General features: G+C 52.0%; 16 protein-coding genes. 4 read left to right on the top strand and 12 right to left on the bottom strand.

The features are described 5' to 3' along the window. Window positions 1-45: 45 nt before the first annotated feature. From recC to rppH, 11 genes are all read right to left on the bottom strand, one after another. On the bottom strand, window positions 46-3,444 hold the full coding sequence (recC, locus tag KKH3_RS03570) for an exodeoxyribonuclease V subunit gamma (RefSeq protein WP_039355858.1): 3,399 nt from the start codon (window positions 3,442-3,444) through the stop codon (window positions 46-48). A 56-nt stretch (window positions 3,445-3,500) separates the two neighbouring features. Then, complete coding sequence (locus tag KKH3_RS03565; protein ID WP_039355855.1) at window positions 3,501-3,896, bottom strand: prepilin-type N-terminal cleavage/methylation domain-containing protein; 396 nt, start codon at window positions 3,894-3,896, stop codon at window positions 3,501-3,503. Continuing rightward, window positions 3,883-4,338 (bottom strand): YgdB family protein, encoded by a 456-nt coding sequence (locus tag KKH3_RS03560; RefSeq protein ID WP_234991557.1) that lies wholly within the window; start codon window positions 4,336-4,338, stop codon window positions 3,883-3,885. Before KKH3_RS03560 ends, KKH3_RS03565 begins: the two co-directional genes overlap by 14 nt. Next, window positions 4,335-4,946 carry a prepilin peptidase-dependent protein gene (locus KKH3_RS03555; RefSeq protein WP_052201361.1) on the bottom strand — a complete coding sequence of 204 codons (612 nt, stop codon included), beginning with the start codon at window positions 4,944-4,946 and terminating at the stop codon, window positions 4,335-4,337. Before KKH3_RS03555 ends, KKH3_RS03560 begins: the two co-directional genes overlap by 4 nt. Before the next feature lie 8 nt (window positions 4,947-4,954). Continuing rightward, window positions 4,955-5,458, bottom strand: a complete 504-nt coding sequence (locus KKH3_RS03550; protein WP_039355847.1) for a prepilin peptidase-dependent protein — start codon at window positions 5,456-5,458, stop codon at window positions 4,955-4,957. Window positions 5,459-5,637: 179 nt separating this feature from the next. Continuing rightward, window positions 5,638-6,213 (bottom strand): PIN domain-containing protein, encoded by a 576-nt coding sequence (locus KKH3_RS03545; protein ID WP_039355844.1) that lies wholly within the window; start codon window positions 6,211-6,213, stop codon window positions 5,638-5,640. Continuing rightward, on the bottom strand, window positions 6,213-6,674 hold the full coding sequence (locus tag KKH3_RS03540; protein WP_039355841.1) for a helix-turn-helix domain-containing protein: 462 nt from the start codon (window positions 6,672-6,674) through the stop codon (window positions 6,213-6,215). The genes KKH3_RS03545 and KKH3_RS03540 overlap by 1 nt, the downstream gene beginning before the upstream one ends. 251 nt (window positions 6,675-6,925) lie before the next feature. Then, the gene (gene thyA, locus KKH3_RS03535; protein ID WP_039355838.1) at window positions 6,926-7,720 is read right to left on the bottom strand and encodes a thymidylate synthase; all 795 of its coding nucleotides are present in this window, start codon (window positions 7,718-7,720) and stop codon (window positions 6,926-6,928) included. A 36-nt stretch (window positions 7,721-7,756) separates the two neighbouring features. Beyond that, on the bottom strand, window positions 7,757-8,623 hold the full coding sequence (lgt, locus tag KKH3_RS03530) for a prolipoprotein diacylglyceryl transferase (protein WP_039362090.1): 867 nt from the start codon (window positions 8,621-8,623) through the stop codon (window positions 7,757-7,759). Between the two features lie 206 nt (window positions 8,624-8,829). Further along, window positions 8,830-11,076 (bottom strand): phosphoenolpyruvate--protein phosphotransferase, encoded by a 2,247-nt coding sequence (ptsP, locus tag KKH3_RS03525; RefSeq protein WP_039355835.1) that lies wholly within the window; start codon window positions 11,074-11,076, stop codon window positions 8,830-8,832. A 12-nt stretch (window positions 11,077-11,088) separates the two neighbouring features. Further along, window positions 11,089-11,622 carry an RNA pyrophosphohydrolase gene (gene rppH, locus KKH3_RS03520; protein WP_039355831.1) on the bottom strand — a complete coding sequence of 178 codons (534 nt, stop codon included), beginning with the start codon at window positions 11,620-11,622 and terminating at the stop codon, window positions 11,089-11,091. A 696-nt stretch (window positions 11,623-12,318) separates the two neighbouring features. Between rppH and mutH the strand changes: the two genes are divergently transcribed. The 4 genes from mutH to KKH3_RS03500 all read left to right on the top strand — a co-directional run bounded on the left by mutH (window position 12,319) and on the right by KKH3_RS03500 (window position 15,652). Continuing rightward, window positions 12,319-13,014: a DNA mismatch repair endonuclease MutH gene (gene mutH / locus KKH3_RS03515; protein WP_014914405.1), complete on the top strand. Its 696-nt coding sequence runs from the start codon at window positions 12,319-12,321 to the stop codon at window positions 13,012-13,014. Window positions 13,015-13,294: 280 nt separating this feature from the next. Further along, window positions 13,295-14,011, top strand: coding sequence for a TerC family protein (locus tag KKH3_RS03510; RefSeq protein ID WP_039355828.1), 717 nt, complete (start codon window positions 13,295-13,297; stop codon window positions 14,009-14,011). A 174-nt stretch (window positions 14,012-14,185) separates the two neighbouring features. After that, window positions 14,186-14,404 carry a YgdI/YgdR family lipoprotein gene (locus KKH3_RS03505; protein WP_039362088.1) on the top strand — a complete coding sequence of 73 codons (219 nt, stop codon included), beginning with the start codon at window positions 14,186-14,188 and terminating at the stop codon, window positions 14,402-14,404. A 207-nt stretch (window positions 14,405-14,611) separates the two neighbouring features. Then, window positions 14,612-15,652 carry an NADP(H)-dependent aldo-keto reductase gene (locus KKH3_RS03500; RefSeq protein ID WP_039355826.1) on the top strand — a complete coding sequence of 347 codons (1,041 nt, stop codon included), beginning with the start codon at window positions 14,612-14,614 and terminating at the stop codon, window positions 15,650-15,652. Between the two features lie 180 nt (window positions 15,653-15,832). Here KKH3_RS03500 and KKH3_RS03495 read toward each other — a convergent pair whose 3' ends face one another. Next, window positions 15,833-16,546, bottom strand: coding sequence for a YggN family protein (locus tag KKH3_RS03495; RefSeq protein ID WP_039355823.1), 714 nt, complete (start codon window positions 16,544-16,546; stop codon window positions 15,833-15,835). Between the last annotated feature and the right edge of the window lie 73 nt (window positions 16,547-16,619).

Raw genomic sequence — 16,619 nt, 5'->3', positions numbered from 1 at the left:
TTCTCGCACCTTGAAATCTATTCGGGCATCATCAAAACAAGCCTATCAAGCCAGATTAAAACGGAACGGCGGCAGTAGCCAGATTTGCGCCGCTTCAATCACCTCATTCATTCGCTTTTCATCCAACTCACGAATAATGCGTTGCAGGTAATAATCCTCACCTTCCCCCCGCATTCCCATGTTGCCCTGCCAGGCTTGCAGTAAACGGGCACGCGCTTTGTTCTGCGTTTCCTCATCCGCCCGCAGGCTATCGCTTTCACGATCATAACATTCAGCCAGCCAGGCACTTCCCGCTTTATTTAGCAATAACAGCGGTTTGCTCATTCCCTGACGATATCCATCCAGCATGACAGCCAGATGTTCTCTGGCCTGCGCTTCCGACAAAGCAGCAAAGCGCCACGCCGTGTCTTCCCGCCCATACAGTCGGCTTTCGCCCTGTCCGCCCGTTGCGCAGTAGGCCAGATGCTCCAACCACAGCGTAATACCATCCTTCATAGAAAGCGTGCCTGGACGCCAGCGCAGCAAACCATCTGGTTGAACCTGATTCAACCAACCGCTGACGCGCACGCCGTCAAGGAGGATATCCACTTCCCGACTCACCGACTGCGAAGGCGTTAATTCATCGCGCACACGCGCAGCCAACTGCGCCATCTCCTGCTGCTGTTCCTGCCAGTAAATTTCGCCGAACGCGCCATAGGGCAGTTCACCCGCGGCTCTGGCACGGCGATACAGTTTTTCCGTATCGCCTTCATTAATCAAGGTATTAAGCAATTCGCTATTCAACTGATAGCGGTTAAGGCTATCAACCACAAAGGGCTCTTCATCCAACAGCTCATCGCTGTGCAGCATAAAACTCACGCCGAGTCGCAGTTGAAAAAAGGCTCGCACAGGATGACGATAAAAACGCTTCAGATCGTCCAGACTCACATCCCTATCATTCGCTCTTTCGGACAAGGCTTCACGATCGAAATCAGGTTGAGCTTCCCCTGTTTGGTTTGCCGCCGCCAGCCACTCTGCTGCAAAGCTCAGCGGCTGTGGTGCAGACAGGAAGTTATGCGCATCAAAAGGCATACGGCTATGTTCGCGGCAGAGGTGCTTCACCACGCGCTCCGCGCTGCTATCGATATCCAGCGCTTCATCACCCGGCAGGACGTAACTTTGTGCAATGTATTCCGTCAGTTCGCTGACCAATACGGAAGGATAGCGACGCGTATTATCCTGGATCGATCGCCCGATATAGCTGATATAGAGTTTGTGCTGCGCCGACAGGAGCGCCTCAAGAAACAGATAGCGGTCATCATCACGTCGGCTACGATCGCCGCGCTTGATTTTACGCCCCATCAGATCGAACCCGAGTGGCGGCAGCGTTCGGGGATAGACGCCGTCATTCATACCCAATAAACACACGACCTTGAACGGGATGGAACGCATGGGCATCAGCGTACAAAAGTTGATCGAACCGGCCAGAAAACGCTGGCTGAGTCGCTCCTGATCGAGACGCCGCGACAGTTCATCGCGTAACCGGGAGATCGGCACCTGTTGCGGATAATGCGCCATCGTGCCCATACCAATTACGTACTGCCACTGTTTTTCAACTAACGCCAGCGCCGCTTCGGTCTCGCTATCAGCCTCAAAGAAGGTTTCGATCAGCTCTCGACACAGCGGTAGCCAGTCAACAAGCACACGTGGCTGAGACAGGCGCTGACGCCAGTGGTGAATCTGCATCAGGAGTTCGGCCAGTTGACCAGCCAGTTCGGCAATCAGGCCGCTGGATTCATCATAAGGCAACACCCCCTGCCAGTCTCCGATCTGGCTATCCATCGCATAGCCCAGCAGCATCCTTGTCAGACCGAAACGCCACGTATGCTGCCCCGTTGGCGGCAGCATCAGATCGCGCACGTTGTCGTCATCCAATCCCCAACGCACACCTGATTCCACGACCCACAGGCGCAGACGGCGTAGCCCTTCTTCCTGAATGCCGAAACGCGCAGCCAGCGCGGGCACCTCAAGCAACGCCAAAACCTGTTCAGCCGTAAAACGGCTTGTCGGTAAATCCAGCAGGCTGATTACCGCCTGCAATGCGGGATGCGCGTGCCGCGCACGCTGATCGGAGATAGCAAAAGGCAGGTAGCGGTTATCCGGCGCATTACCAAACACTGCCTGAATAAACGGCGTGTAGCTGTCGATGTCTGCCATCATCACAATCACATCGCGCGGCATCAGCTCAGGATCGTCGGCCATCATGCCCAGCAGCCGATCGTGAAGTACTTCAACCTCACGCTGCGGACTATGGCAGGCGTGAAAATCAATCGAGCGATCGTCGAGTGCCAGCAGGCGTTTTTGCATGCTGGTGTTCTGCGTTTCGTGGCTGACGGCCACCACTGCGTGGTCTTCCAGTTCAAGAATGTCGCGCTGCAAGGTTTGCAGCAGATTTTCACCATCCGACTCAACAAAAGCGTCGATTTCCTGCACGTTATCCAATTCAGCGAGCAGATAAAGGTTATCGCGCCCCAGCTTTCCCCACGATGCCAGCAGCGGATTATTAATCGACTGCTTACCGTCGTCGTTGAACAATGTTTCTATCTGTGAGGGATCGCGAAAGAGAGAGCGGGTTTCATCAGGCTGCTCGCCGTCAAAGCGATGTAAGCGACGGTGGCGGGCTTTTAGCTTCGCCAGAAATTTATAATCCTGAATGTCACTCCAGTAATGGCGGCAGGGATTGGTAAATAGCAGATGCACATCAATATGCTGAGCAAGCGCGTTCAACGCCTGTAAATAGATAGGGGGTAACGCGGAAATACCGCAGATAAAAACGCGTGGCGGCAGACCTTTCGGACACGCTTTTGCCTGCTCCAACGCAGTAATAAAGCGTTGATACAGAATCGCGTGGTGCCATTCGGGCTGAGCCAGTTCGCGAGTATAGTCCACCAACGCACGCCACAGCGCCGATTGCCACAGCTGGTTCCCACCGAGATCGTCAACCTGTTTCCCTTCTTGCCATGCCTTGATCCACTCCGGGCGATAAATCAGGTATTGATCGAAAAGATCCGCTACGCGTCCGGCAAGCTGATGCAGCTTGCGCTGGTTATCATCATCCTGCAAATAGTGGTTCAGAGCCGAAAAATCAGGCTGTGCCAACAAATCGGGCAGTAAATGCATGAGCTTCCACGTCATCGCATCCTTGCTGAAGGCGCTTTCTTTTGGAATATCCGGCAGCACATGGCGACACATATTCCACAAAAAAACACCGGGCAGCGGGAATTGAATATTGGCAGCAATGCCGAAGTGTCCAGCCAGTTCAATTTGCAGCCACTGCGCCATCCCCGGACTTTGCACCAAAATCACTTCCTGTTGGAAAGGATCCGCAAGCGGCTGACGTTTTATCAGCTCAACCATCAGTCTTTTCAAGATATCCAACTGATTGGAGTGATAGATTCTAAACATTCTGGCTCCTGCTGCCACTGCTTACGGTTGATGACTCATGGTTTATCCTAGTATGCCTACCCAACAGGCGATGACTGGCAAAACCAACGGTTTAGTGTAGCCTGATAGCGGCGTGGCGTCATGACTCTTGCCGTTACCTGACAGCATTCTCCATTCTGTAGCTGCTCTGACACACTAAACTGCCAATTTTTACTCGCAAGAGACGCGATATTATCCTGATCGGACGGGTGATATGGCATACCCGCTTCATAGGCCTCCAACTGTTGCATCGCAAACCGCCAGGCCTGACGCTGCTGCAACTGGTGCTGGAATGATTGTTGCAAAATCTGGTGATATTGCAGTAACCCCATCAGCGATACGGCGAACAGCAGCGCCGCCACCAGCGTCTCCGGTAGGCTAAAACCAGATTGACGACGCCTGATCCTGTTGTTCATTGCGCTACTCCGTTGCATCACAGCGTGCGACATCTTTATCCGGACAAAAGTCTAGCCAGCCGTTACCCAATGGTTGAATCGCTATCTGGCCCGAGGACAGTAGCGAAAATGACACTCGCTGGTACAGCCTCAACGGTCGCGTCGAAGCAGGAAGCATTCCTTCGCCACGCAGTAATCCTTGCTCCCCATCCGAGGCCGCACGCAGGCACACCACGAGCGGTTCTGCCGACAACTGCTGGCATTGCCAGTTTTCCGTTAGCGTATTCCAATGCTGCCCTCTTCCCCAGTTCAGTGAAGACAATGCCTGATTGAACGCTCGCAGGTAATGTCGCTCATCGTTCCCCACCTGAATGGCAGTATCAAGCTGGCGTTGCAAACCGGACATCAACAGTAGGCCGATAATCGCGATGAGCATTACCATAGCCAGTGTTCCACTTCCTTCCTGATGTCCTTTTTTCATTGGTTACGACCAAGAATAAGTCGAGTGATATGCTGCCGAACGGCAGGACGCTTGGCCCAATAACCGGCTAGTTGTAATTCATACAACGCCGCATTATTTTTCGCAGACAGGCGCTGTAACCGGAACACCGTGAGCACCACCTCCTGCGGATCAAACAGCTTCTCCCACCTGTCGCCCTGACAGTTATGCGCCCCGCTTTGAATTTCCAATGACCGAGCACGCAGACGATAGCCAAAAGATTCAGCATCTTGCTGTTCCCCACCGTCCCAAATACCATTTCGGTTGAGATCGTAAGAAACATTCAGACAGCTGTTTTCTGCCTCTCCTGGATAATTCCCCGTGCTGATCGCCTTTCCCTGACAGGTTCCAGAACAAAAACCTGCCCGCCGGATGTCTTTCTCAATTCCCATGGCGACCTGACTGAAGAGCTGTTCCAGCCGGAAAAGCTGTGCGCTGTCCTGACTTTGACTACGCAGCAGAGGGTACAACTGTGCCGCCGACAGCATAATCAGGCTACCTAAGCTCAGCGCTAACAGGATTTCCGGCAGAGTGAATCCACTCTGCTTGCACCTCAGCCTTGGTTGCCTCAATTCTGTTTGTCCCCACATCATCGGTTTCAGCATAGGGGAATCGCCAGAACAACTTGAGACTCGCTGCACAGACGCATGCGCCCTCTCACCGAGATGATGAGACGCACCTGACCCGCGGCATTCGACAATGAAATATGTCCAGCCTGTGCCGCGTTACGCAAACCAAAGAACGTAAAAGCGTTGCTTGTGAACGTTGCCAGCACAACATCCTGCGTGCGGCGAACGAACTGTCCCGGATGGTTCTCACGGCACGTTTCCTCTGTCTGCTTCTCATTCTGTCCCGCCACCATGCACCATCGCTCTCCCTGCTGTATGAGCTTCGCCGTGCGGGTTTCGTTATGCCAGTAGGCATTCGCCTGAACCCGGCTCAAAAAGTCCAGCAGTTGTTGCGCACTCTGCTCCAAACGAATGGCCTGCTGATACTGAATCCAGCCATGCAAACCGCCACCCGCCATCAGCGCCACAATCGTCAGCACCACGAGTAATTCAAGCAAGGTAAACCCTCGCCGTTGTCGACCCCCTGTTTTCATAGCGTCAGGATAGTGAGTCTTATCAGAAAAAACAGCGTGTTAACGACGTTATACGCGGCGACTCGCAATGTTTTACTGCAACGATGTAACAGCAGAAAAAGCGTGCGGGGAGATGGGGAAAGCACAATGAAAAAACGGCGCCTGCCTGTATGGAAGACGCCGTCTGGTGGAGTAGGTCGTTAAATCAGCGATCGATACGCATCCAGTTCTTTTACCGTCATAGGTAACCCCTGACGAAGGAGACAATCCAGATATTCGTCTACATCAAACGGAGGCTTTCTGAAAGCGGTACGAGAAGTTCGAACCGCTTTAAGCACCAGCGCAGAATTAAGATCAAATAAATCGGCAATGAATTCGTCTGGGTGCATGGCTTCCACCGCAAACTCGGAAAGTGCCGTTGCTGGAAAATCTTTCAGATTTGCCGTGACGATAACTTCTGCATTAGCGCGTATTGCCGCTGCCAATACATGTCGATCATCCGCATCAGGTAAAACCAGAGCAGGGATAAGTTGTTCGAACCCCGTCACATTGGCATCAGGTAATGCCTTATTCATCAAATGCTCAATGTTCCTGAGCTTATCCATCGTTACGTCTGCATTATTTAGCAACAAATTTCGCTGCCATTCTTCCTGAATTAGTACCGTCCACTTTGGCTGATATAGCCCTGTTAAACCAAGATGCATGAGCAAATCCCGTAGCAAAGATGGATAAATGACACACGCATCAAGTACCACGGGATAGGGGGAGTGATTCATTAGTAAAACCCGAGTTCCTGACTTCGGTCTGTCAGTTCCTGCATGGCTTGCATACTTTCATTTTCACGCTGTTCTTTGTATTGCATCAAATCAGCAAAAAGCACGCGGCGATGACGACCTGTTTTATGGAAAGGAAGATGGCCTTCTTCCAAAAGCTTCACCATATGTGGCCGTGAAACATTCAGAATATTTGCCGCTTCTTGTGTCGTTAACTCAGCCTGCACGGGGACAATCTGGACAGCATTACCTGCCGCCAGTTCACCAAGAATGCTCATCAGAAGCGTGAGTGCCGAGGTAGGCAATTCGATCCGATGGGCAATGTCATGCGCATCCTGAATCAAAATTTCCTGTGTTTCCAGCTTCGTGGACAGGTAGGTTGCAAGCTGCCTTTGTCCACGGATAGCGGCCTCCATTTCTTTTGGAGCCGGAAGGCTCAAACTATTTAGAGGAGTATGTTTCATCGAGTATTCCAATATATTTATATATTTGTTTGTCAGTTTGTCAGTTTGTCAGTTTGTCAGTTTGTCAGAGTAATCACGTCACATTAGAAGCTAACACTCAAGAATGACATTAATCGAAATAAACGAAAATCGCAATATTCGAAACGATTAATTTTCACACACAATAGGCTCAGGAGGCGATAGGTCCGTTGCACGAAGAGAAATAACAAAAAAAGGCCGCGTTACGCGGCCCTGGAAAACATGGGGAGGATTTAGATCGCAACTGGTGCTTTGATGGCGGGATGCGGATCGTATCCCTCAATCTCAAAGTCCTCGAAACGGTAGTCGAACAACGTATCCGGGCGACGCTTAATCACCAGTTTCGGCAGTGCGCGCGGTTCACGGCTCAACTGTAAATTCGTCTGTTCCAAATGGTTGTTGTACAGATGCGTGTCGCCGCCAGTCCAGACAAAATCACCGACTTCCAGATCGCACTGCTGCGCCACCATATGTACCAGCAGCGCATAGCTGGCAATGTTGAACGGCAGGCCGAGGAAGATATCGCACGAGCGCTGATAAAGCTGGCAAGAGAGTTTGCCATCTGCCACGTAGAACTGGAAAAATGCGTGGCACGGTGCCAGCGCCATTTTGTCCAGTTCACCCACATTCCAGGCAGACACGATAATACGGCGAGAATCTGGATCCTGTCTCAACTGGGTCAGAACATTCTTCAACTGGTCAATCTCACGACCGTCTGCGGCTCCCCATGAACGCCACTGTTTACCGTAAACCGGCCCCAAATTACCGTTCTCATCCGCCCATTCATCCCAAATACTGACTTTGTTTTCATGCAGATAAGCAACATTGGTATCGCCGTTCAGGAACCAGAGCAGTTCATGGATAATCGAACGCAGGTGGCATTTTTTGGTGGTAACCAGCGGAAACCCGTCCTGCAAGTTGAAACGCATCTGATGGCCGAAAATAGAACGCGTGCCCGTGCCGGTGCGGTCGGCTTTCGACGTGCCTTCTTCAAGCACTTTCTTCATCAGATCCAGATACTGTTTCATACTACCTCACCACAAAAATTAAAGAAGGACAGCGGATTATTGCTGTGCAGGCTGACGGCGATAGGCCCAAACCATCATCAGAATACCAGCGATCACCATCGGCAATGACAGGATTTGCCCCATGCTGAAAAGGTCGCCGAACAGCCCCAGTTGCGCATCCGGCTGGCGGAAGAATTCGGTAATAATTCGGAACGAACCGTAACCGATCAAGAAAAGCCCTGAGACGCTACCCATCGGCCGAGATTTACGGATAAAGAGATTCAGAATGATAAACAGTGCCACACCTTCCAGCATCATTTGATACAGCTGGGAAGGATGACGCGGCAACATGCCATACTGATTGAAAATAGCCTGCCACTGAGGATTGCTGACGGCCAACATCATATCTTCGCCACGCGAGCCTGGAAACAGCATCGCCCACGGCGTATCCGTCGTTACGCGTCCCCACAATTCACCGTTGATGAAGTTGCCCAACCGGCCAGCACCAAGCCCGAAAGGAATCAAAGGAGCAATAAAATCAGCGACCTGGAAGAAATGACGTTTGGTACGATGAGCAAACCACAACATGACACAGATCACGCCCATTAAGCCGCCGTGGAACGACATGCCGCCATCCCAGACTTTGAACAGGTAGAGCGGGTTTTCAAGAAATGACGGGAAGGCATAAAACAGAACATAGCCCAGACGCCCGCCAACAAAGACCCCAAGGAACCCCATATACAACAGGTTTTCGACTTCATCTTTGGTCCAGCCACTACCCGGTTTGTTCGCCCGACGCACCGCCAGCCACATGGCAAATATAAAACCCACCAGATACATCAGCCCATACCAGTGCAGCGCCAGCGGGCCAATTGAGAAAATCACTGGATCAAACTGAGGAAACGCCAGATAGCTTGTCGTCATCATTCACCACATATTTTATTGTGTTATCCCTGCTTTCGGGATCGTCATTGATAGGCAAAAGGCAGGAGAACGAATCCGTTCCTGCGAACCGCGGTGGCGAATCATAGCATACGCACCCGCACTCGTTGCTGACGCAGGGGAAAAGTTCTGTAAAACATTTATACTCGTCATACTTCAAGTTGCCTGGGCGTTGGCTACGCTAACGCTTAACGCCCGCCGCGAATCAAACCGCCCAATCCGCGCTCTTCCATGAATATCGCCGCCCACTGTCGGACTTCCGTCGCGCTCTTTGCATTCAGCAATTGCTGCACCAACGACTGCGATTCAGCCAGCGTAATTTGGCGCAGCAGATATTTAATTCGCGCAACGCTGCGCCCGTTCATACTGAACGAGCGATAACCTAGTCCGGTCAACAACAGTGCGCCGAGCGCTTCTCCCGCCATTTCACCGCACACGGAAAGCGGAATATTATGTCGTTCGCACTCGACGGCGATCACATTCAACGCCTGCAACATGGAAGGATGTAGGCTGTCATACAGCGATGCCACGTGAGCGTTGTTACGATCTACCGCCAGCAGATACTGCGTCAGATCGTTGGTGCCAACCGAAACAAAATCGATGCGAGAAGCCAGATGGGGGATCAGGAACAGCATCGACGGGACTTCAATCATGATCCCAATGCGCGGCTTGGGCTGCGGGAAGCCCAGTAACTCTTCCACTTCGCCCGCCGCCTGATCGATAAGGCGACGCGCTTCACTGATTTCATCCAGACTGCTGATCATCGGCAGCAGGATGTTGAGATTGCCAATGTGTGCGTTGGCACGCAGCATGGCGCGCACCTGAATCAGAAAGATTTCAGGCTGATCGAGCGTAATACGAATGCCGCGCCAGCCAAGACACGGGTTCTCTTCGCTGATAGGCAGATAAGGCAGCGGCTTATCCGCGCCAATATCCAGCGTGCGTAGCATCACGGGGCGCGTAGGATAAAGCGCTAACATACCTTGATATTGCGCCATCTGCTCATCTTCGGACGGAAAACCGTTTTGCAGCATAAAAGGTATTTCCGTGCGGTATAGCCCCACGCCATCGACCTGATTGATAAAGCGTTTTTCGTGTTCAGCACTTAGCCCCGCATTCAGCATAACCTGAATGCGCTCGCCGCTTTTCAGCACGGCAGGCTGCTCCATTTCGCCTTCGGCCAGGCGGGTCAGCTCATTTTCTTCCGTTAATAGGCGCTGGTATTCCTGAACCAGAACGGGTTCAGGATCGACCAGCAGCTCACCGCGATAGCCGTCAATGATCAGCAGGCGCTGATGCAGCATATCAGGCTGAATGTCCGCGCCCACCAGCGTCGGAATGCCCATCGCACGCACCAGAATCGCCGCATGCGAATTGGCGGCACCGTCATACACGACAACACCCGCCAACCGCTCCGGCGGTAGTTCTGCCAGCAGCGTGGCCGTTAATTCGTCCGCCACGAGAATAAAGCGCTCAGGCCACTGCCCCATAATTTGCGCATTATCGTCGAGGTGAAACAGCAGTCGTTGCCCCAACGCACGCAGATCGCCCGCACGCTCACGTAAATAAGTGTCCTGCAAATTGGTGAACTGCGCGGCAAAACGCTCGATTACCAGCTTCACAGCCCACTCGGCGGCATTGCCCGCATCCACTTCCTGAAAGAGTTCTCGCTTAAGCCGCGCATCATTCAGCAAGTGTGAATACAAATCGAAAATCGCCGCACTCTCTTTCTGCGCGCTGGCGTTAAACCGCTTGCTGAAGCGACGGAATTCCGCCGTGGCATCTTCCAATGCCTGCGTTAAACGGGAGCGCTCACGCTCGCTGTCCAGACTCGATGCGGGGAAAACCTGTTCCAGAGAAGGCTGAGTACAATCCTGCCAGCCGGGAGCAATCGCCACACCGGGTGCAGCCACCAGCGCCTTAACGCGCGTCTGGCGGTATTGACCGAAGAGCGTTTTGATCTGCGAAAGGGAAAGAATCGCGGCCATCTGCGTGGCCAGCGTCACCATGAACGATTCTTCGTTTTTATCAAACTGACGATGTTCACGCTGCTGCACCACCAGAACGCCCAGCAGATGGCGACGGTGGATGATAGGAACGCCAAGGAAAGAGCGGAAATGTTGCTCTTTCACCGCGGGGATATATTTGAAGCTGGGATGCGCACGCGCATCGGCCAGATTGATGGGCTCAGCACGTTGACCGACCAACCCGACAATGCCTTGCCCAAACGCCAGCGTGACCGTACGCCCACGCGGCTTTTTCAAGCCACGCGTTGCCATCAGGTAATAGCATTGACGATCGTGATCGGCCAGATAAATGGAACAGACTTCCGTGTCCATAGCCTGACAGGTCTCATTGACCAGAATGTCCAGCGCATCACTAAGTCGGGCCGTTGCCGCAACGTTTTCGACAATTTCTCGCAAGCGCGTGAGCATAATGTGCCTGAATTACCCTCTTTTTCGCCGAGGACCGGACGGGGTCACCGCCCGAGCCGCAACACTCTCCTGAAGCAGTATCACCGGGTTGATAAATTCCTTCATCACGCGACGATACACATCTCGCTTAAAAGAGACGACCTGACGTACCGGATACCAGTAACTCACCCAGCGCCAGCCATCAAATTCTGGCGTGCCGCTGCTCTGCATATTGATATCCGACTCATTACACATCAACTGGAGCAAAAACCATTTCTGCTTTTGGCCGATACAGACCGGTTTTGTATCCCAACGCACCAAACGCTTTGGTAATTTATAGCGTAACCAGTTACGGGTAGATGCCAATACGCGCACATCCTTTTTTCTTAACCCGACTTCTTCAAACAGTTCGCGGTACATCGCCTGCTCAGCACTTTCACCGGGGTTAATCCCCCCCTGCGGAAACTGCCAGGAGTGCTGACCATAGCGCCGGGCCCACATCACCTGCCCCTGCCGATTACAAATTACAATACCAACGTTTGGGCGGTAGCCATCATCATCGATCACCGGACTACCTCGATAAACATCAATGCAAAGATGACCTGATTGTTTCACACTCCCGTCAGGCGGTAAACCACTGCTTAGAAAGCATGTGATACGAATAAAAGTAAGATAACCCACAGATAAGATCAAAGTTATAAACATGTGAAGACCAGAATCCGCAATTTATTCACTTTTTCTGTGGACATCTTTGTGCAGAACCCATGAAGAAGTGAGTAAAACTCATTTTTCATGAAGAAAAAATATTACTATGAATTAAAAAATAGTTATTTTTATTCAGTAAATTACAAACCATTTCACTTGAAATGGCGAACCCCTACTTTTTGTTCAAATGGCATACATCATAAGATTGGCGAAAGATCGCACTATGCCGATTTTATCCACAGGGAATGCCTCAAACTCAGGCAATAAATAGACGAAAACAGCAAAAAGGCCGGGCGTCAAGGCTGTAAATCGAACCAGTAATTCATATTTATGTGGGTTATCCAAGAAATCTGTGGATAACCTAGTGTAAGATCCTGTTTATTGTCGGTGGCTATACGTGCACAGTTTGCAAAACAGCGTTAGGTGATCGTCATCACACTAAAAAAAAGCGCTACGAATCATGCTATTATTGTTTTTCTCCACAGTCTTCCAGGTTGTACATTGGTATTCTCCACCTATTGTGTTTTTTTTGAGCGGAAAAATATCGGGCTATACGCTATGAATTCACCCACAGTTCACACGACTGCGCCGCCAAGCGAGCACACGTTGCTGGAGCGCGCGCAATCCCTCGCGGGTTATAATCTCGCGGAATTAGCGGATATCGCCCGCCTGCCCCTCCCAGCCAACCTAAAACGTGATAAAGGCTGGATTGGTATCTTGCTGGAGCGTTTTCTGGGCGCAAGCGCAGGCAGCAAACCCGAGCAAGATTTCCCCGACATCGGCGTCGAGCTAAAAACCATTCCTATTGATGAACAGGGCAAACCGCTGGAAACCACCTTCGTCTGTGTCGCACCGTTGACAGGCAACAGCGGCGTAACGTGGGAAAGCAGTCACGTACGACACAAGCTCGCTCGGGTGCTGTGGATTCCGGTGGAAGGATCGCGGCACATTCCGCTGGGGGAACGCCGTATTGGCACGCCGCTGATCTGGAGCCCCAATGAAGAGGAAGAGGAACAGCTGCGCTGCGATTGGGAAGAGTTGATGGATTTGATCGTGCTTGGCCGGGTAGAAAGTATAACCGCCCGACATGGAGAAGTGCTGCAACTACGCCCCAAAGCGGCAAATAGCCGGGCATTAACCGAGGCGATTGGCGAATTTGGCCAACCAATTCTGACCTTACCGCGCGGGTTCTACCTGAAAAAAACCTTTACCGCGCCGCTATTGGCTCGCCACTTTATGCAGCTCAGCAGGTGAATTTCATTAGCGTGATGTTCTATTAGCGCTATGCTTCATCAGCGCCCCGCTTCATCGTACACTAGCTTTATATGTCGCGCGCTATTACGCAACAATCGTGTGACAAGGGAAGCGATCTGGGAAAAGCCTGACGCCGACCCAGAGCAAAAGGGACGCCAGCACACGGCAGCAATGTGAAGCATGACAGTTATATCTCTATGACGTCATACTTTCGCTTGCCTACGCCCCAAGCTGGCAGAGTATAATATCGTTTACGTTTCGTTTAAGGTGTATTGATATAATGTTTGATTGGATTGTTGATCCGAACGCATGGTTAGCATTGGGAACGCTGACTATTCTGGAAATCGTTCTTGGTATCGATAACATTATCTTCCTGTCTCTGGTTGTCGCCAAACTGCCTAAAGCCCAACAAAACAAAGCTCGCCGCATCGGGCTGATGGGTGCGATGTTAATGCGTTTGGGGCTGCTCGCTTCTATTGCCTGGGTTATGCGTCTGACTGACCCACTGTTTACCGTCGCAGGTAATGAAATTTCCACACGTGACCTGATCCTGTTCTTCGGGGGGCTCTTCCTGATCTGGAAGTCGAGTATGGAAATTCACGAGACCGTCGAAGGCGGTTCAGAAGATCATACTTCCAAGGTGTACTCTTTCTTTGGCGCGATTGTGCAGATCATGATGCTGGATATCATCTTCAGTCTGGATTCGGTTATCACCGCCGTCGGCCTGTCTGATCACCTGTTTATTATGATGGCAGCGGTCATTATCGCCGTTCTCGTGATGATGTTCTCTGCGCGCCCTATCGGCGAGTTTGTCGAACGCCATCCATCAGTCAAAATGCTGGCCTTGTCGTTCCTGATCCTGGTCGGGTTCACCCTGATTTTGGAAAGCTTCGACGTTCACGTACCGAAAGGCTACATCTACTTCGCCATGTTCTTCTCGATGTCCGTCGAGGCGTTGAACCTGCTGCGCAGTAAAAAAGAAAAAACAGCGCACTGATCGCCGTATAACAAGCGTTCACGATAAAGGCGCCCTAATCAGGCGGCGACCCGCCGCCTGATTACACAATATTAATTCCCTCCAAACACATTTTTTCCATTATTCCTACGTTATTCCCCGCAACCATTTGCTAGACTCACTTTAGGTTTTGGCATTTATGAACGGGTTAATATGATGAAAGTACGGATTAAAATGGCAATCACACTGGCGTTATTATTCACTCTGGCAGGCTGTTCCAGTGACTACGTGATGGCGACAAAAGAGGGGCAAATGCTCCTGACGCAGGGAAAACCCGTACTGGATAAAGATACCGGACTGCTCAGCTATACCGATGAGCAAGGTAATCAGAAACAAATCAACAGCGATCAAGTCTCCCAGATCGTGCAGCGTTAGCCACAGTTTCCGCCCGATATTTCCTCCATCGAGCCACGCTCTCCGGCAAAATCCTGCCGCAGGGCAACAGAAGAGACTTCCCCACTCGCCACGGCTTCGTTTATAGTCGAATTCAGGTGTGTTTTCCCAAACTCATTGGAATCGCAGCAAATCATGCGGAAATGACGGGAAATGCGCCTGCTATTTTCAGACATAAGGAAGCTGGCAATGCAATATCACCGTATTCCCCATAGTTCTTTAGAAGTGAGCGTGCTGGGTCTTGGTACGATGACCTTTGGCGAACAGAACAGCGAAGCAGACGCTCATGCCCAGTTAGATCACGCCATTGCCGCAGGTGTTAACCTGATTGACACAGCAGAAATGTACGCCGTTCCTCCGCGTCCGGAAACACAGGGGCTAACCGAGAGCTATATCGGTTCCTGGCTGAAATCCCGTGGCGGACGTGAAAAACTGATTGTGGCCAGTAAAGTCTCTGGCCCTGTGCGCGGAAACGATCACAGCATTCGGCCACAGCAGGCGTTGGACAGAAAAAACATCCGTGCCGCACTGGATGCCAGCCTGCAACGCCTGAACACCGACTATATCGATCTCTATCAGTTGCATTGGCCACAGCGCCAGACTAACTGCTTTGGCAAACTGAACTATCAGTATACTGACGACAAACCGGTAGTAACGCTGCTGGAAACGCTGGAAGCACTGAATGAGCAGGTACGTGCTGGTAAAATCCGCTACGTCGGCGTTTCCAACGAAACCCCGTGGGGTGTGATGCGCTACCTGCATCTGGCGGAAAAACACGACCTGCCGCGTATCGTGTCGATTCAGAATCCCTATAGCCTGCTGAACCGCAGTTTTGAAGTCGGCTTAGCGGAAATCAGCCAGCATGAAGGTGTGGAACTTCTCGCCTATTCGTCACTGGCGTTCGGTACGCTGACGGGGAAATACCTGAATGGCGCGAAACCTGCCGATGCGCGTAACACGCTGTTTAGCCGCTTCACCCGTTATACCGGCCCACAGGCTCAGGCAGCGGTTGCCGAGTACGTAGCGCTGGCGCAAAAGCACGGTCTGAATCCGGCGCAAATGGCATTGGCGTTTGTGCGTCAGCAGCCGTTCGTCGCCAGTACACTGCTGGGCGCGACGACACTCGAACAGTTGCAAATCAACCTCGACAGCCAGAATCTGACGCTGGACGGAGAGATCCTTGACGAGCTGGAAGCGATCCACCGCCGCTTCACATTCCCGGCACCATAAACGCAAAAAACCGGGCATCGCCTAATGTCGATCGTTTAAACATCGAGATACACGGGGCGACCACAGGAGTGAGGCATCCCTGCGGGAACCTCCCCCTGTGTTTCCCCTAACAACGGGCTTAAGTAGCCAGTGTTAGGACATCGCCCGGTTTTCTTTAATCTGTCAACAAGCGCAGAACGCTTATTTCAGCGTCTGCAACAGGCTCTTGCGCTGATTTTCCAGCGATGTGACGCGGCTACATACGTCATTGCCGAAGCGCTGGAACGCCAGTTCCTGATTATTCCACTCGGCCTGAATCGCTTTCTGCAAGCCACCGAGGTTACCCATCATCGCCTGTAGCGGGTTACCGCCGCTGGACATCTGTTTTACGCCCATCTCGTTCAGGCTGTCCTGCAAGACGCCGCCCATACTTTGCTGTACGAGCTGCTTGCCATCTTGCTCAACTTGTTTAATCGCCTGATGGTGGAACGTCAGGCCATCGCTACGGTGTTCGATAATACGATTCATCTGCTGCTTGAGCTGTTTATCCAGCGTAGTCAGACGATTGCGCACATTGCTGTCGCTGCCAAGCTCTTGCACGATGACGTTATCCAGCGCGACTCGCGCTTTTTCAAGATGCTGTTGCGCACCCTGGTCGATCCACGGCAGCTGCTGGCGTAAATCTGCCTGATAAGCTTTGGCTTTCTGGCGTTGTTCGGCGTTCAGGGTCAGTGGCGTCCCGTTACGGACAATGTCGCCCTGCGGGGAAAGCTGTAAATTGCCGCTGGCACCCACGACCTGTACGTGTTGCGGACTGATAATGATGTCGTCCTGCGGGTTCACGTTGCACTGGTAGGCCGCCTGCGCTTGCCAGGACAACAACATCAATAAACCCAAGGTTATTTTACGCGACATATTTTCTCCTGAAGAAAACAACGGCAGTGGCGGGAGAACGGCAATCCGCCCGTTGATGAGGCGGATAACGCCT

It is taken from the genome of Pectobacterium actinidiae, assembly GCF_000803315.1.
Lineage (GTDB): Bacteria > Pseudomonadota > Gammaproteobacteria > Enterobacterales > Enterobacteriaceae > Pectobacterium > Pectobacterium actinidiae.
The sequence above is the reverse complement of the archived record's forward strand: the minus strand, read 5'-3'. Positions and strand labels throughout refer to the sequence as shown.

Coding starts and splice junctions, on each gene's coding strand:
- KKH3_RS03550 (WP_039355847.1), bottom strand. CDS start 5,458: ATGAAAACAGGGGGTCGACAACGGCGAGGGTTTACCTTGCTTGAATTA.
- KKH3_RS03560 (WP_234991557.1), bottom strand. CDS start 4,338: ATGAAAAAAGGACATCAGGAAGGAAGTGGAACACTGGCTATGGTAATG.
- ptsP (WP_039355835.1), bottom strand. CDS start 11,076: ATGCTCACGCGCTTGCGAGAAATTGTCGAAAACGTTGCGGCAACGGCC.
- KKH3_RS03500 (WP_039355826.1), top strand. CDS start 14,612: ATGCAATATCACCGTATTCCCCATAGTTCTTTAGAAGTGAGCGTGCTG.
- mutH (WP_014914405.1), top strand. CDS start 12,319: ATGAATTCACCCACAGTTCACACGACTGCGCCGCCAAGCGAGCACACG.
- recC (WP_039355858.1), bottom strand. CDS start 3,444: ATGTTTAGAATCTATCACTCCAATCAGTTGGATATCTTGAAAAGACTG.
- lgt (WP_039362090.1), bottom strand. CDS start 8,623: ATGACGACAAGCTATCTGGCGTTTCCTCAGTTTGATCCAGTGATTTTC.
- KKH3_RS03510 (WP_039355828.1), top strand. CDS start 13,295: ATGTTTGATTGGATTGTTGATCCGAACGCATGGTTAGCATTGGGAACG.
- KKH3_RS03555 (WP_052201361.1), bottom strand. CDS start 4,946: ATGTGGGGACAAACAGAATTGAGGCAACCAAGGCTGAGGTGCAAGCAG.
- KKH3_RS03545 (WP_039355844.1), bottom strand. CDS start 6,213: ATGAATCACTCCCCCTATCCCGTGGTACTTGATGCGTGTGTCATTTAT.
- KKH3_RS03505 (WP_039362088.1), top strand. CDS start 14,186: ATGAAAGTACGGATTAAAATGGCAATCACACTGGCGTTATTATTCACT.
- KKH3_RS03540 (WP_039355841.1), bottom strand. CDS start 6,674: ATGAAACATACTCCTCTAAATAGTTTGAGCCTTCCGGCTCCAAAAGAA.
- thyA (WP_039355838.1), bottom strand. CDS start 7,720: ATGAAACAGTATCTGGATCTGATGAAGAAAGTGCTTGAAGAAGGCACG.
- KKH3_RS03565 (WP_039355855.1), bottom strand. CDS start 3,896: ATGCAACGGAGTAGCGCAATGAACAACAGGATCAGGCGTCGTCAATCT.
- KKH3_RS03495 (WP_039355823.1), bottom strand. CDS start 16,546: ATGTCGCGTAAAATAACCTTGGGTTTATTGATGTTGTTGTCCTGGCAA.